The sequence below is a fragment of the Beutenbergia cavernae DSM 12333 genome, from assembly GCF_000023105.1.
Lineage (GTDB): Bacteria > Actinomycetota > Actinomycetes > Actinomycetales > Beutenbergiaceae > Beutenbergia > Beutenbergia cavernae.
Genome location: NC_012669.1, coordinates 407,152 through 422,061, shown reverse-complemented (window position 1 = coordinate 422,061; position 14,910 = coordinate 407,152). Strand labels below are relative to the sequence as shown.

Genomic DNA, 14,910 nt, shown 5'->3' with positions numbered 1-14,910 from the left:
GGACCGGTGCCGCCGACCAGCCCTGCGCGACCTGCCGCGACCGCCCGACGGGGCGCCGTCGTCGCCCTGCTCGCGGCACTCGTGACGGTGCTCGCTGCCTCGCTCACCGTGTTCGCGAGCGCCTCCCCGGCGCGGGCGGAGACGGCCGGGCAGCCTGGCGAGCAGGTCGTGCTGGTGGGGGTGGGCGGCCTGTCATGGAGCGACGTCAGCCCGGAGACCCCCGCGCTGTGGGATCTCGCGCAGCGCGCGTCGCTGGGGTCGGCGGTGGTCCGCAGCATCCGGACGGCCACGTGCCCCGCCGACGGCTGGCTCGCCGTCTCGTCCGGTGCTCGTGCCGCCGACGAGTCCGGGCGGTGCCGCACGCTCGCCGAACCGGTCGCCGGGGCGGTCCCCGGGTGGCCGGACTACGTCGCCGCCGCCGAGGAGACCGGGTACGGCGCCCGGCTCGGCACGCTGGGCAACGCCGTCAGCGAGGCCGAGGTGCCCGCGACGTCGATCGGGCCCGGCGCGGCGATCGCCCTCGCGGACTCCGACGGTGCCGTGCAGGGGACGTCGTTGCGGCGCGCTCCCACGCCGGTCGGCCTCGAGGCCCAGGTCACGGCAGCCCTGACGACGTCGGCGCTCGTCGTCGTCGACGCCGGCACCGTGCGGGACCTCTCGAACGCGTCGCTCCCGAACCCTCCGGCCCCGACCGCCCCGACGACGCCGGAGGAGGCACGCACCGCGCAGGTCGACGTCGTCGAGCGGCGCATCGCCGCCGTCCTCGCGGCCGTGCAGGAGCAGGCTCCGGACGCGACGGTGATCCTCGCCTCGCTCGCCGACTCCGGTTCCGCCCCGGGGCTGCGCCTGCTCGCGGCGACCGGGCCGGGCCTCACCGACGGGTCCACGCCGTTCGGCGAGAGCCTCCTCGTGACCACCTCGACCCGGCAGACGGGGTACGTCCAGACCACCGACCTCCTGCCCGGCCTCGTCAGCGCCCTCGACCTCGGTGAGTTCGTGCCGACCGGGACGCTTGTCGGCTCCCCGATGCGCGCGACCGACGGACCGGCGAGCGCCGAGGGACGCCTCGACGCGGTGCTCGACCAGGACGTCCACGCGCAGGCCGTCCGGCCGATCGTCGCGCCGTTCTACCTGTTCCTCGTCGTCGGCAACATCGCCCTCTACGCCGCCGTCGCGATCGGCCTCAAACGGCCCGCCGCGTTCCGGATCCGCGAGTTTCTCGACCGGCGGCTGTCGGTGCTGCGCGGCAAGGGCCTGCGCCGTGGCCTCGCCGCGCAGCGCCGCCGCGTCCTGCTCTCGCTCCGCATCGTGTCGCTCGCGATCGGCGCCCTGCCCGTCGCGTCCTTCCTCGCGAACCTGCTGCCCTGGTGGCGCGTCGACCCACCCGCGCTCGGCCTCGCCGTCGCGATCATCGTGTGGGACGCCGCGATCGTCGCCGTCGCGCTCCTGCGCCCGTGGCGTGACTGGGTGCTCGGCCCGCTCGCCGTGGTGGCCGGCATCACCGCCGCCGTGCTCGCCCTCGACGTCCTCACCGGGGCACGGCTGCAGATCTCCGCGGTCATGGGGGTGCCGACGCTCGTCGCCGGGCGCTTCTACGGCTTCAACAACACCGCGTTCGCGCTGTTCACGGTGTCGACGATCCTCGTCGTCGTCGCCGTCACCAACCCGCTCGTGCGGGCCGGACGGCGGCTCCTCGCCGCCGCCGTCGTGGCCGGGATCGGCATCGTCGCGACGGTGCTCGACGGCGCTCCCGGCATCGGCGCCGACTTCGGCGGACCGCCGGCGCTCGTCCCGGCGTTCACGATCCTCGCGCTCATGGCCGCCGGGGTGCGGCTGACGTGGAAACGGATCGCCGTCGTCCTCGGCGGCGCGGCTGCCGTGACCGTCCTGTTCGCGTTCGTGGACTGGCTGCGGCCGGCCGACGACCGCACCCACCTCGGGCGGTTCATCGACACCGTGCTCGACGGCGGTCTGTGGGACGTCGTGTTCCGCAAGCTGGAGGCCAACCTGCGCATCCTCGCGAACAACCGGCCGCTCACGCTGCTGGCGATCGCCGGCGTCGCGCTCGTCGTGTTCGTGCTGGCCAGGCCCGTGAAGATCGCGATCCTCTCGCCGGGCGGCGGCAAGTTCGACTGGCTCTCGGCCGGCGCCCCGATCTCGCAGATGGGGCAGGCGTCGCCGATGCTGCGGCCCGGGCTCGTCGCGATGGCCGTGGCCATGGGCATCGGGTTCGTCGTCAACGACTCGGGCATCGCGATCCCCGCGATCGGGATCTCCGTGGCGGTGCCGCTGCTGCTCGCCGCGTGCGCCAGCTGGATGCTCACGCTGTCACCACCGGCGGTGCCGGTCGACGCGCCGCTGCTGGTCGAGCCTCAGGACTCCTCGGCCTGATCCTTGCGGACGTCGCCCGGGGCGTCGGACGGGGTCTGGCCCGAGGCGTCGCCCGAGGCACGATCCGGGCCGTCCGCCGGCCGCGCTCCCGAGCCGCCCGGCGCCGTCGTCCCCTCGACGTCCCCCGCATCCACCGGGTCCGGGGTCGAGCCGGGCAGGGCGGGGCGGACCTCGGACGCCGGCGGGCGGCGTCCGAACGTGCGCATGCGGCGCATCCCGATCGCGTACGCGATGTCGCGGTACTGGGCGGCCCGGTGCATCTGGCCCGCGAGGTCGTTTCCGCTCGGCCGGTGGCGCAGGTCGCACGGGACCTCGACGATCCTGAAGCCCTGCGCGAGCAAGTCGAGGGTCATCCCCGTCTCGACGCCCCAGCCGCGGGCCAGCGGCGTCGCCGCCTCGAACGCCTCACGTGTGAGGCACCGCTGACCCGACAGCGGCTGCTTCGGGCTCCACCCGGACGCCCGCTGGATCGCCCTCCGGGCCAGCCCGGTGACGATCCCGCGCCCGCCCGCCCCGGGCTGGCGCGGCAGCACGGCGACCGAGAGGTCGGCGCGGCCGGCGAGCACCGGCGGGACCAGGGGCGCCGTGTTCACGGCCGTCTCGCCGAGGTCGGCGTCGATGAACAGGAGGAGCCGTGGCGGCCCGCCCTCGACGTCGCGCATCGCGACGACGGCGGCGCCCGTCTCCATGGCCGACGCCTTCCCGCGGTTGTGCGAGTGCCGGACGACGACGGCGCCGGCGGCCCGAGCCACGTGCTGGGTGTCGTCCTCGCTGCCGTCGTCGACCACGAGAACCAGGTCGACGTGCGGGATCGCCCGAGCCGCGCGCACCGTCGCGGCGATGCGCTGCGACTCGTCCTTCGCGGGGATGACGACGGCGACGCGCTGGTCCTCGGCCGGCCCCTGGACCTCGAGCTGCGACACCTCGTCGGGGCGCCCCCGCCGACGCCGCACGACGCGCAGCGGGCCGCGTCCTGGGGCGGTCGGCTGGCTCACGTCACGACCCTATAGCCGCCGGGAGCACCGACGCAGTTCGGGGCCGCCTCCCCGGGCGGCCGTGCCCGTCGTCAGCGCAGGTTGACCTGCCGGGACACGAGCCCGGCGCGGGCGCGGCGCTGCTCGGGCGTGAGGGGCTCCTCGTCGGCGAGCGCTGCCTCGAGCCGGCCCGCGAACGCCTGCAGCGGGGCGGTGAGCTCGTCCGCCTCGGTGCCGCGCGCGAGCTCCCAGACGGGCACGAGCACGCCGCAGGTGCGGAACGCGCCGACCAGCCGAGCGTCGTCGTCGAGCCCGGCGGCTCGGTCCGCGTGCAGGCGGGCGAGCGCGTCGAGCATGCGGTCCTCCTCCTGCGGGACGACCCAGCGCAGGAACTCGCGCCCGTTCATGCGGCACCAGTACGCGGCGTCGACGCCCTCGACGGCGACCGTCGGCACGATCGCGTCGTTCGCGTTCTCGAGGCTCTCCTCGATCTCGTGGTCGTGCTCGTCCTGGGGCGAGAGCCAGAAGTCGAACGTCTCGCTCAGCTCGACGGCGAAGGGTCCGTCCTCGAGCACGTCCTGCAGCCGCGGGCCGGGCTCGGGAAGCTCGCCCGGCGGGATCGCCGTGCCGGGTTCGGCCTCGAGCGCCTGGAGGAGGGCTGCGGCCACGTCCCGGCTCGCGTCGCCGCTCGACGACGTCGTCTGCGTCGCGACCAGCACGGTGCCGTCCTCGCGGTGCAGCGCCGGCCAGAGCATCGGGAGGAGCGTGGCGACGACGACGTCGCGGCTCCCGTACTCCGCCGTCGTCCGGACCTTGGCCGTGGCGGCCGGGACGATCTCGCGCATCGCCACCCAGTCCGCCTCGCCCGTCAGGCCCTCGAACGGGCGGGCGACGAACTCGGGGACGGCGCGGCGCGGCTTCGCGGGCGACGATGCTGCCGCCGCGGCCTGCTCGGAGGCGCGCTGCTTCTGACGGCGGTTCTTCTTGGCCATGGGCGGCAGCCTACGGGCAGCGGGACATCGTCGTTCCGGCACCGGGATGACCGCGTCGGCGGCCGGTGCGAGGATCGAACCATGCACCCGCGCGCCGGTCAGCCCGCCCAGCCCGAGGACCTCATCGACGTCGCGCAGGTCGTGGGCGCGTACTACGACCGGGTGCCCGACCCCGACGATCCCGCTCAGCAGGTCGTGTTCGGCACGTCCGGGCACCGCGGGTCGAGCCTCGACGGCGCCTTCACCGAGACGCACATCGCCGCGATCACGGCGGCGATCGTGGAGTACCGCCGCTCGCAGGGGACCGACGGCCCGCTGTACATCGGGCGCGACACGCACGCCCTGTCCGAGCCGGCGTGGCGCACGGCGCTCGAGGTGCTCGCCGCGGCCGAGGTGGACGTCCGGATCGACGCCCGCGGCTCCTGGACTCCCACCCCCGCCGTCTCCCACTCGATCCTGCGGCACAACGGCGCCGGGTCGCTGGCCGGCGTCCGCACGCAGGGGCCGGAGCTCGCCGACGGGATCGTCGTGACGCCGTCGCACAACCCCCCGCGCGACGGCGGCTTCAAGTACAACCCGCCGGACGGCGGCCCCGCGGGCTCCGAGGCGACGTCCTGGATCGCGCGGCGGGCGAACGAGCTCGTGCGCTCCGGGCTCGCCGCGATCGCCCGGGTGCCGTTCGAGCGGGCCGTCGCGGCGCCCACGACCGCACGCCACGACTACCTGCTCACCTATGTGGACGACCTCGACGCCGTCGTCGACCTGGACCGCATCCGCGAGGCCGGCGTGCGCATCGGCGCCGACCCGCTCGGCGGCGCGAGCGTCGAGTACTGGGCAGCGATCGCGGAGCGGCACCGGCTCGACCTCACCGTGGTCAACCCGGAGGTCGACCCGCGCTGGGCGTTCATGACGCTCGACTGGGACGGCAAGATCCGGATGGACTGCTCCTCGCCGTCGGCCATGGCCTCCCTCGTGCGGACCATGACACCGGACGCCGGCGGGAAGGTCCCGTACGACGTGGCCACCGGGAACGACGCCGACGCCGACCGGCACGGGATCGTCACGCCCGACGGCGGGCTCATGAACCCGAACCACTACCTCGCCGTCGCGATCGACTACCTCTTCCGGTCCCGCGAGGGGTGGCCGGCCGCGGCGGGCGTCGGGAAGACGCTCGTGTCGTCGGCGCTCATCGACCGGGTGGCGCGCGCCCTCTCGCGTCGGCTGGTCGAGGTTCCGGTGGGCTTCAAGTGGTTCGTGCCGGGCCTGCTCGACGGCGCTGTCGCGTTCGGCGGGGAGGAGAGCGCCGGCGCGTCGTTCCTGCGCACCGACGGCTCCGTGTGGACCACCGACAAGGACGGGATCCTGCTCGCGCTCCTCGCCGCCGAGATCACGGCCGCGACGGGAGCGTCGCCGTCGGCGTACCACGCCCGCCTCGCCGAGCAGCACGGCGAGTCCTGGTACGCGCGCGTCGACGCACCGGCCACCCGCGAGCAGAAGGCGCGGCTCGGGGCGCTCGCGCCGGAGGACGTGACGGCGACGGAGCTGGCCGGCGAGCCGATCGCCGAGCGGCTCGTGACAGCGCCCGGGAACGGTGCGCCGATCGGCGGCCTGAAGGTGACGACGGCGAGTGCGTGGTTCGCGGCCCGGCCGTCCGGCACCGAGGACGTCTACAAGATCTACGCGGAGTCGTTCGCCGGCCCGGAGCACCTGGCGCAGGTGCAGGACGCCGCGCGCGAGGTGGTGGACGCCGCCCTCGCCTAACCATCCGCGAGAGGTTCGTGGCCCCACCGCGAGAGGCTCGTGGCCCCTCCGCGAGAGGCTCGTGGCCCCACCGCGAGAGGTTCGTGGCCCCACCGCGAGAGGTTCGTGGCTGCGTCAGTCCGGCAGGTCCCCCACGGCGAAGTACGTCGTGCACTCCCCCACGTCGTCGTAGCCGCTCGCGAGCTCCAGCAGCTCGTCACGCTCCGGCATCGCCAGCAGGCTCGAGGAGTAGTTCGGGCAGAAGTTGTTCCACGGCTCGGCGATGGCCAGCGGGGCCGGGCCGGTGCCCCATGGGAGCTCCGGGAGCAGGTCGCTCGTGAAGATCGTCCGACCGTTGCCGGGCTGCACCGTGCCGTCCGCGCCGTAGAGCATCTGGCCGACGGCGAGCAGGCGTCCGTTGCGGGTGCCGTCGTCGTACCAGCTGATCGTCGGCGCATGCCGGAAGTGCGCACCGTCGGCGGTACGGACGCGGACGCCGAGCCAGGTCTCGGGACCCCAGTGGACGCCGTCGAGCGAGCGGCGCGTCCGCTGGCTGCACTCCTGGCCCGGCCCGCAGATCTCGTAGCTCATGAGGTACGTGGTGTTCGGCAGCTGCCTCACGAGCGGCATGCCGGGCCGGAGGTCGGGATCCCGCGCCGCCACGATGTTCTCTAGCTCGGACCAGTGCACCCCGTCGGGTGAGGTCGCCTGGACGAGCGTCTGGCTGTGCGTGGGCTGCTGGCTCTCGTCGGAGACGTAGACGACGAGCGACCCGTCGCGGGCGACTGCGAACTCCGGCTCCCACAGGCCGCCGGTGTTCGGCTGGGTGGCGATCGTCGAGACCTTGCTCCACGTGCGGCCCTGGTCCGTGCTCGCCCAGACCGGGAGCGTCATCCTGCGGTCCGGCGCCTGCTGGCCGACCGACGCCGACCAGAGCAGGGTTCCGGCCGGGAGCTCACCGACCTGCTGCGGGAGCTCGAAGAGGGTGGCGCAGCACAGCCCGTCGGCCGTGGCCGGGTCGGTGACGGTGCCGATGCGCTGGAAGCTGCGGCCGTCGTCGTCGCTCCGGAAGATCGCGCCGTGGCCGAGGCCGTCGGCGAACGTGACGACGCTCGCGATGATCGCGCCGTCGTCCGCCCCGGCGTGGGCGAGGCGGATCGTGCGCGGGTAGAACGCCGGACCCTCCATGAGGCGGGTGCCGTTCTCGGCACCGCCCGGCGGTGGTGGCTCGGACGGTGCCGCCGACGACCACGAGGCGGTCGTGACCAGCATCAGCGAGGCGAGCGCGAACAGGACGATCGAACGCAGTGCACGACGCACCTGAGTTCCTCCCCAACGGATCCACTGTGATCTTCGCCACGTCATTCGAGCAGCGCCATTACAACGTTGTCAAGGGCGACGCAGCCCGGGTCGGGCGACCTCGCGACCGGCCCACCCTTGCCGACTGCGTGATGCCTCGCGGCGACACGCCGCCCGGGGCGGGACGGATCATGCACTCGGCGGCGACTCGGCGGCTCGCGGCGCATCCGCCGCAGCCCGTCCGGGCGCGACCGCCACTCAAATCGATTCGATCGATGTCGGAGATCGGTGCGATGATGCGAACCGTGCCCAACCCGTACGCCCAGATCCTGAGGAAGCCGGGCGCCCTCCAGTTCTCCAGCGCCGGGGTGCTGGCTCGCTTCCCGATGTCGATGGTCGGCATCGGGATCGTGCTCATGATCTCGGAGCTGTACGACTCGTACGGGCTCGCCGGCCAGGTCTCCGCTGTGTACGTCGTCGCCCAGGCGCTCTGCTCTCCTCAGCTGGCCCGACTGGTCGACAGGCACGGCCAGGCGCGCGTCATGCGGCCCGCGCTCGCGGTGTCGATGATCGGGCTCGTCGGGCTCATCCTGGCCGCCACGTCCCACGCCGGAGCGCCGCTCCTGTTCGCGCTCGCGATCGTCACGGGCGCGACCATCGGCTCGCTCGGCTCGCTCGTCCGCACCCGCTGGAACGCCGTCGTCACCAACCCGCGCGAGCTGCACACGGCCTACTCCCTCGAGTCGGCGCTCGACGAGTTCGTCTTCGTCATCGGCCCCGTGCTCGCGACCATCCTCGCGACGAGCGTCTCGCCGTCGGCCGGGCTGGTCGTCGCGATCGTCGCCGCACTCGTCGGCGGGTACTGGTTCCTCAGCCTGCGCAAGACCGAGCCGGCCCCGTCGCCCCCGGACGCAGGAACGCCGCGGACGTCGGTGCTGCGCGACGGCGCGATCGTCTCGATCTGCATCGTGTTCGTCTGCATCGGCGCGATCTTCGGCGCGACGGACGTGTCGGTGGTCGCGTTCGCCGAGGAGGAGGGCCAGAAGGGCCTGGCGGGCGTCATCCTCGGGATCTGCGCGAGTGGCTCGCTCATCTCCGGCCTGCTGTACGGGGCGCGGCATTGGCGCTCGTCGCTGTGGCGGCGGTTCGCGATCGGCGTCGTCGCCCTCGCGCTCGGGGTCTCGCTGTTCTTCCTCGTGACCTCGCTCTGGGTGCTGGCCGCTGTCATGTTCGTGGTCGGGTTCTCGATCGCGCCGACTCTCGTCAACGGGAACGCGCTCGTCCAGCAGATCGTGCCGCCCGCACGCCTCACCGAGGGCCTCACGTGGATCGGCACGTCCCTGGGCGTCGGCGTCTCGTTCGGCTCGTCGATCGCCGGCCCGATCATCGACGCGAACGGTGCGCGCGCCGGGTTCCTCGTGGTCGTGGCGTCCGCCGCCCTGGCGCTCGCCGCCATGGGGACGGCGCTCGCGAGCCGGAGGCGGCGGGACGCCGTGGTCCCGACGATCCCCGACCCGGCCGCCGACCCGGCGTCCTGACGCCGGCTCCGCGTCGGGGCGCCGGCGCCGCTTCTGAGCGCCCCGCCGCTCCAGGCCGCCCGCTCCCGTCCTGACGGCGGCCCCGAGGCGGAGCACGAGACGCGGCCGGACGGGGATGCGGACCCCCGCCCACGCCGCGAGAGTGGCGCTCGGCCGGCCGCGCGTCAGGGTGCGCCGCCGACCTCCGCGCGCGCCGCCGGCGACGTCGCGCCTACCCCGCTCCCGTCCCGGCACGTCCCGCGCATCCACCTGATGGTCATTCGTTTTCACTCTCGCCACGCATGATGTAAATGAGGTACCTTGGCCGAGAACGGCCGGGCGGCGTGCCTGAGCCCACGCAGGAGGTGCGATGGACGAGGCAACGACGAACGGCGTCGTCGACCTGTCCGGCCTGGCCACCGAGGCCATCGATCCTCGGTACGGCCACCTCGACGAGCTGAGCACAACCGACATCGTGCTCGCGATGAACGAGGCCGAGCAGTCGGTGCCGGCGGCGGTGCGCGCGGTCGCGCCCGCGATCGCCGGCGCGATCGACGCGATCGCGGAGCGCATGTCCCGCGGCGGGCGCCTGTTCTACGTCGGAGCCGGCACGCCCGGGCGACTCGGGGTGCTGGACGCCTCCGAGTGCCCGCCCACGTTCCACACCGACCCGGAGCTCGTGCAGGCGATCATCGCGGGCGGCCCGTCGGCGGTGTTCCGGTCCGTCGAGGGCGCGGAGGACCGTGCCGACGACGGCGCCGCGGCCATCGCCGAGCGCGGCGTCACCGCCGACGACTCGGTCGTCGGGATCACCGCGAGCGGCCGCACGCCGTACGTGCTCGGCGCCGTCGAGGAGGCCGGGCGGCGCGGCGCGCTCACGGTCGGACTCTGCTGCAACCCGCACGCCGCGCTGAGCAGCCTGGTCGCGCACCCGCTGGAGGTCGTCGTCGGGCCCGAGGTCCTCGCCGGGAGCACGCGGCTGAAGGCCGGGAGCGCGCAGAAGCAGGTGCTCAACGCGATCTCGACCACGGTCATGGTGCGGCTCGGCAAGACGTACGGGAACCTCATGGTCGACGTCACGGCGTCGAACGCGAAGCTGCGCGCCCGCGCCCTGCGGCTCGTGCAGCGCATCACCGGAGCGGACCAGGCCGACGCCGCGGCGGCGCTCGCGGCCGCCGACCACCGCGTGCCGCAGGCGTCGGTCATGCTCGCGCGGGGCGTCGACGCCGCCGAGGCCGACCGCCTGGTCACGGCGGCCGGGGGGCGCCTCGCGGACATCCTGCACCGGGCATGATGCTCGCGTGAGACTGCTGCTCGGCGTGGACGTCGGCGGGACGTCGGTGTCGGCGCTCGCCGTCATGGCCCTTCCGGGTGCACCCGCGACGATCTCGGTCGGCCGCGGCCCCGGCGCGAACATCAACTCCGGCGGAGGCGCCCGGGACGTGCGCGCCTCCCTGCACACCGCCGTCGCCGAGGCCGTGCGCCCGCTCGCGCTCGACGACGCCGCCCGTCAGGGGGTGAGCGCCGTCGTCGGCGCCTCCGGGGCCGCGGCGGCAGGGCGCGACCGCATCGTGGCCGTCGTGTCCGACGTCTGGACGGAGCTCGGCCTCCCCACGGACGCCGGCTCGCTCGACGTCTCCACGGATCTCGAGATCGCGTTCGCCGCCGGGTCCGGCGACGACGCCGACGGCGTCCTTCTCCTCGCCGGCACCGGCGCCGTGGCCGCGCGCGTGCGATCGGGCCACGTCGTGCGGCGGCGCGACGGCATGGGCTGGCTGCTCGGCGACGTCGGCTCGGGCTTGTGGCTCGCGCTGGAGGCGGTGCGCGCGAGTGCCGCCGAGCTCGACGCGCGCGGCCCCCGCACCGCGCTCACCCCGATCGTGCTCCACGCGCTCGGGATCGACGCCGGCCCGGACACGGGCGCGGACCCCCGCCAGGCGCTGGTCGCCGCGGCGTACGCCGGACCGGTGGCGGCCCTCGGGCGGCTCGCGCCGCTGGTCTCGCAGGCCGCCGACGACGGCGACGCGGTCGCTGGTGCAATCGTCGCCCGGGCCGTCGCGGCGCTGGTGAGCGACGCCGTCGCGATGGCCGCCGGCGACCAGGACGACGTACCGTGCGTGGTGCTGGCGGGCTCCGTCCTGACCTCGGTCGGGCCCGTCTCGCGCGGGGTGAGGGCAGGGCTCGGCCACCGCCTGCCGCGCGTGGCGGTGCGCGCCGCGACGGCGCCCGTGCTCGGGGCACTGCACCTCGCCGAGCGGCGTGCCGACGTCAGCCTGGATCCGCTCGACGTGGAGCGCGCCGCCGCCACTGTCGCTCTGCCCTGAAGACCCGCAGTGCGCGGGCGTCGGGTGACCCGCCGAACGTGACGGCCGGGCGTGACGGGCGGTCCGGGGAATCCCTCGGAGCCCGACGGCGTTGTGCCTTCCGAACCCCGATCCCTGAGGAGACTTCATGGCCACCCGCGAGCTGACCGGCGAGACGTTCGAGTCCGCGGTCACCGACAACGACATCGTCCTGGTCGACTTCTGGGCGACCTGGTGCCCGCCGTGCAAGCAGTTCGCGCCGACGTACGAGTCGGCGTCGGAGCAGCACACGGACATCGTGTTCGGCAAGGTCGACACCGACGCCGAGCAGGACCTGTCGATGCAGTTCGGCATCCGGTCGATCCCGACGCTGATGGCGTTCCGCGAGCAGGTGCTCGTGTTCTCGCAGCCCGGCGCTCTCCCGCCGGCCGCGCTCGAGCAGGTCATCACGGCCGTCAAGGAGCTCGACATGGACGACGTCCGCGCCAAGATCGCCGAGCAGGAGACCGCTCAGGCCTGAGCCGCCCGGCCCAGCAGCCGGCCCAGCCGGCCCGCCGAGGCCCGCGTCCGACGACGAGCCCGCACACCCGAGGCGTGCGGGCTCGTCGCACGTCCGGGCCACGATCCTCTCGCGGTGCGGCCACACACCTCTCGCGGTGCGGCCACACACCTCTCGCGGTGCGGCCACTCACCTCTCGCGAACCGGGCGGGGTCTCGTACGTCACACGGCGCCGTCTGCGCGCGCGCCGAGGCGGGGGCAAGGGCAGAGTGGCAGGCGACCATCCGAGCAACGAGGAGGACGCCGTCATGGCCAGGACCGTCGCGGAACAGCTCGTCGAGAACATCGTCGCCGCCGGCGTGACGCGGGTCTACGGCATCGTCGGCGACAGTCTCAACCCGATCGTCGACGCCATCCGCCGCACGAAGGGCATCGACTGGGTGCACGTGCGCCACGAGGAGGTGGCCGCGTTCGCTGCCGCCGGAGAGGCCGAGGTCACGGGCGCCCTCGCGGTGTGCGCCGGGTCGTGCGGCCCCGGAAACCTGCACCTCATCAACGGCCTGTACGACGCGAACCGCTCCCGGGTGCCCGTTCTCGCCATCGCCTCGCACATCCCCAGCAACCAGATCGGCACCGGCTTCTTCCAGGAGACCCACCCCGATCGGCTCTTCATCGAGTGCTCCGTCTACTCCGAGATGATCTCGAGCGGGACGCAGGCACCGCGCGTCATCTCCTCGGCGATCCATCACGCCCTCGCCGGGCCGGGTGTCGCCGTCCTCACGATCCCCGGCGACGTCGCCGAGGAGGAGGTGCCGACGTCGGCCACCCCCATCGTGTGCCGCCCCGTCCCGCCGAGCGTCGTCCCCGACCAGGCCGACGTGCAGACGCTCGCGGACGCAATCAACCGCGCGCAGAAGGTGACGTTCTTCGTCGGCGCCGGCGCGCGGGGCGCCCACGACGAGATCATCGCGCTGGCCGACGCCGCGGCGGCGCCCGTCGGCCACTCCCTGCGCGGCAAGGAGGTCATCCAGTACGACAACCCGTTCGACGTCGGCATGTCCGGCCTGCTGGGGTACGGGTCGTGCTTCGAGGCGATGCACGACGCCGACCTCCTCGTGCTCATCGGGACCGACTTCCCGTACGACCAGTTCCTGCCCGACGACGTCCCGACCGCCCAGATCGACATCAACCCCGCGAACCTGGGCCGCCGCACGCGCCTGGACTACGCCGTCGTCGGGGATGCGAGGGAGACGGCCGCCGCCCTGCTCCCGCTCGTGACCCGCAAGAAGAAGCGCGCGTTCCTGGACAAGATGCTCGCGAAGCAGGACAAGCTCATGAGCTCGGTGGTGGGTGCGTACACGAGGAAGGTCGAGCGGACGACGCCGATCCACCCCGAGTACGCGGCCGTGCAGCTGGACGAGGTGGCCGGCCCAGACGCCGTCTTCACCGTCGACACCGGCATGACGAACGTCTGGGCGGCCCGCTACATCACGCCGAACGGGCGACGGCGCGTCATCGGCTCGTTCATCCACGGCTCGATGGCGAACGCGATGCCGCACGCCATCGGCGCCGCGTTCGCCGACCCGACGCGCCAGGTCATCGCGATGGCGGGCGACGGCGGGCTGTCGATGCTGCTCGGCGACCTCATCACCATCCGGACGTACCACCTGCCCGTGAAGGTCGTGGTGTTCAACAACTCGACCCTCGGGATGGTCAAGCTCGAGATGCTCGTGGAGGGTCTCCCGGCCTGGGCGACCGACTCACCGCCGGTCGACTACGCCGCCGTCGCGACGGCGCTCGGGATCCCGGCCGTGCGGGTGGAGCACCCCAAGGACCTGCGCAAGGCGCTCACCGGAGCCCTGCACCGGCGCGGCCCGGCGCTCGTGGACATGGTGACGGACCCGAACGCGCTCTCGATCCCGCCGTCGATCACCGCCAAGCAGGTGAAGGGCTTCGCGACGGCGATGACCAAGGAGGTGCTCGGCGGCGGGCTCGGCGAGGTCATGGCGATGGCGCGGTCCAACCTGCGCAACATCCCGCGGCCGTAGTCCGCTGGCCCGGCTGGAGGCGCCGCCGCTCGCACCGCTGCCGTCCCGGCGCGTGCCGCCGACTCAGCCTTGCGGCGAGTCGGCCACCTGAACGTTCACGCGGAAGTCCGTGCCGTCGACGTCGGAGACCGTCACCGTCGCGTCGTAGGTGTTCCCCGAGGCGGGATCGGTGAGCTCGCACGCGACCTCCACGTCGTTCAGGAGGTCGATCTGCTCGTCGCCGCAGTCGATCTCGGGCCGCTCGCCGACCTGTTCCTCGAGCGCATCCTCCGCGAGGTCGGCCACGGTGTCCGGCGACACGGTCAGGTTGGCACTCGCCGAGCACGCCGCCAGCACGACCGCAGCGGCAGCCGCGGTCAGGGCGGCACCCATCGTTCGGATCTTCACGTGTTCCTCTTCAGTAGCCGGTGGCCGGACCAGGGAGCCGGTGGCCGGCCAGCCCGGCCGCCGCGAAACCCTAGCCGAGCTCGACGGCGCGCCTCCGGACGTCCCACCGCCCGAGATGTCACGGCCCGCAGCGTGCGTGCGGACGCTCTACCCTGGTCGCCGTGCCAGCGCCAATCCCGCCCGACCTCCAGCACGTCGTGGTCATGGGCGTCGCCGGGTCCGGGAAGACGACGGTCGCCCAGGGACTCGCCGCGGGCCTCGGCTGGACCTACGCCGAGGCCGACGACTTCCACCCTCCGGCGAACGTCGCGAAGATGGCGGCCGGCACTCCCTTGACGGACGACGACCGGGCGCCGTGGCTGCAGGCGATCCGGGACTGGATGACCGAGCAGCACGAGGCGGGACGTCGCACGATCGTCACGTGCTCCGCGCTGCGCCGGCCCTACCGGGACGTCCTGCGGCAGGCGCGCGGCGCCGTCGTCTTCGTCCACCTGCGCGGCTCTGCGGCCACGATCGCCGAGCGCATGGAGCGCCGCACGGACCACTTCATGCCGCCGTCGCTCCTGCCGTCACAGTTCGCGACGCTCGAGCCGCTGGCGGACGACGAGGCAGGGGTCGTCATCGACGTCGACGACACGGCTGCCGAGATCGTCGCGCGCATCGAACGCGACCTCGCGCTCGCGGCACGCTGACCGGACGCCGGACGTCGCGGGCCGTTCACACGGCGGGATGCGCACGATGGTGCCCGGACCGGGGTCGA

At 73.8% G+C, this 14,910-nt stretch carries 11 protein-coding genes and 1 pseudogene; 8 read left to right on the top strand and 4 right to left on the bottom strand.

Features of this window, described 5'->3' with window-relative positions; all coding sequences use genetic code 11:
- The first annotated feature begins 6 nt into the window (after positions 1–6).
- Entirely contained in the window at positions 7–2,391 is a 2,385-nt protein-coding gene (locus BCAV_RS01880; RefSeq protein ID WP_050761561.1) for a hypothetical protein, read from the top strand.
- Between the two features lie 200 nt (positions 2,392–2,591).
- On the opposite strand, the pseudogene BCAV_RS01875 reads toward BCAV_RS01880, so the two are convergent.
- Positions 2,592–3,314 (bottom strand): annotated as a pseudogene (locus tag BCAV_RS01875) (glycosyltransferase); the annotation flags it as partial.
- Positions 3,315–3,457: 143 nt separating this feature from the next.
- Complete coding sequence (locus tag BCAV_RS01870; RefSeq protein WP_012725418.1) at positions 3,458–4,357, bottom strand: DUF5926 family protein; 900 nt, start codon at positions 4,355–4,357, stop codon at positions 3,458–3,460.
- An 81-nt stretch (positions 4,358–4,438) separates the two neighbouring features.
- Here BCAV_RS01870 and pgm point away from each other — a divergent pair, with 81 nt between their 5' ends.
- Positions 4,439–6,118, top strand: a complete 1,680-nt coding sequence (pgm, locus tag BCAV_RS01865; RefSeq protein WP_012725417.1) for a phosphoglucomutase (alpha-D-glucose-1,6-bisphosphate-dependent) — start codon at positions 4,439–4,441, stop codon at positions 6,116–6,118.
- A gap of 114 nt (positions 6,119–6,232) precedes the next feature.
- Here the strand turns inward: pgm and BCAV_RS01860 are convergent, their stop codons facing one another.
- A complete protein-coding gene (locus BCAV_RS01860; protein WP_012725416.1) occupies positions 6,233–7,417 on the bottom strand; it encodes a sialidase family protein in 1,185 nt (394 codons plus the stop codon).
- A gap of 254 nt (positions 7,418–7,671) precedes the next feature.
- Here BCAV_RS01860 and BCAV_RS01855 point away from each other — a divergent pair, with 254 nt between their 5' ends.
- The 5 genes from BCAV_RS01855 to BCAV_RS01835 all read left to right on the top strand — a co-directional run bounded on the left by BCAV_RS01855 (position 7,672) and on the right by BCAV_RS01835 (position 13,763).
- A complete protein-coding gene (locus BCAV_RS01855) occupies positions 7,672–8,934 on the top strand; it encodes an MFS transporter (RefSeq protein WP_245528924.1) in 1,263 nt (420 codons plus the stop codon).
- 349 nt (positions 8,935–9,283) lie between these two features.
- Positions 9,284–10,207, top strand: coding sequence for an N-acetylmuramic acid 6-phosphate etherase (gene murQ, locus BCAV_RS01850; protein WP_012725414.1), 924 nt, complete (start codon positions 9,284–9,286; stop codon positions 10,205–10,207).
- A gap of 7 nt (positions 10,208–10,214) precedes the next feature.
- Positions 10,215–11,237 carry an N-acetylglucosamine kinase gene (locus BCAV_RS01845; RefSeq protein ID WP_012725413.1) on the top strand — a complete coding sequence of 341 codons (1,023 nt, stop codon included), beginning with the start codon at positions 10,215–10,217 and terminating at the stop codon, positions 11,235–11,237.
- Positions 11,238–11,364: 127 nt separating this feature from the next.
- Positions 11,365–11,736 (top strand): thioredoxin, encoded by a 372-nt coding sequence (gene trxA / locus BCAV_RS01840; RefSeq protein ID WP_012725412.1) that lies wholly within the window; start codon positions 11,365–11,367, stop codon positions 11,734–11,736.
- A gap of 287 nt (positions 11,737–12,023) precedes the next feature.
- Positions 12,024–13,763 (top strand): pyruvate dehydrogenase, encoded by a 1,740-nt coding sequence (locus BCAV_RS01835; protein WP_012725411.1) that lies wholly within the window; start codon positions 12,024–12,026, stop codon positions 13,761–13,763.
- 63 nt (positions 13,764–13,826) lie between these two features.
- Here the strand turns inward: BCAV_RS01835 and BCAV_RS01830 are convergent, their stop codons facing one another.
- Entirely contained in the window at positions 13,827–14,150 is a 324-nt protein-coding gene (locus tag BCAV_RS01830) for a DUF4333 domain-containing protein (protein ID WP_012725410.1), read from the bottom strand.
- A 161-nt stretch (positions 14,151–14,311) separates the two neighbouring features.
- Here BCAV_RS01830 and BCAV_RS01825 point away from each other — a divergent pair, with 161 nt between their 5' ends.
- Complete coding sequence (locus BCAV_RS01825; RefSeq protein ID WP_012725409.1) at positions 14,312–14,842, top strand: gluconokinase; 531 nt, start codon at positions 14,312–14,314, stop codon at positions 14,840–14,842.
- Positions 14,843–14,910: the final 68 nt, after the last annotated feature.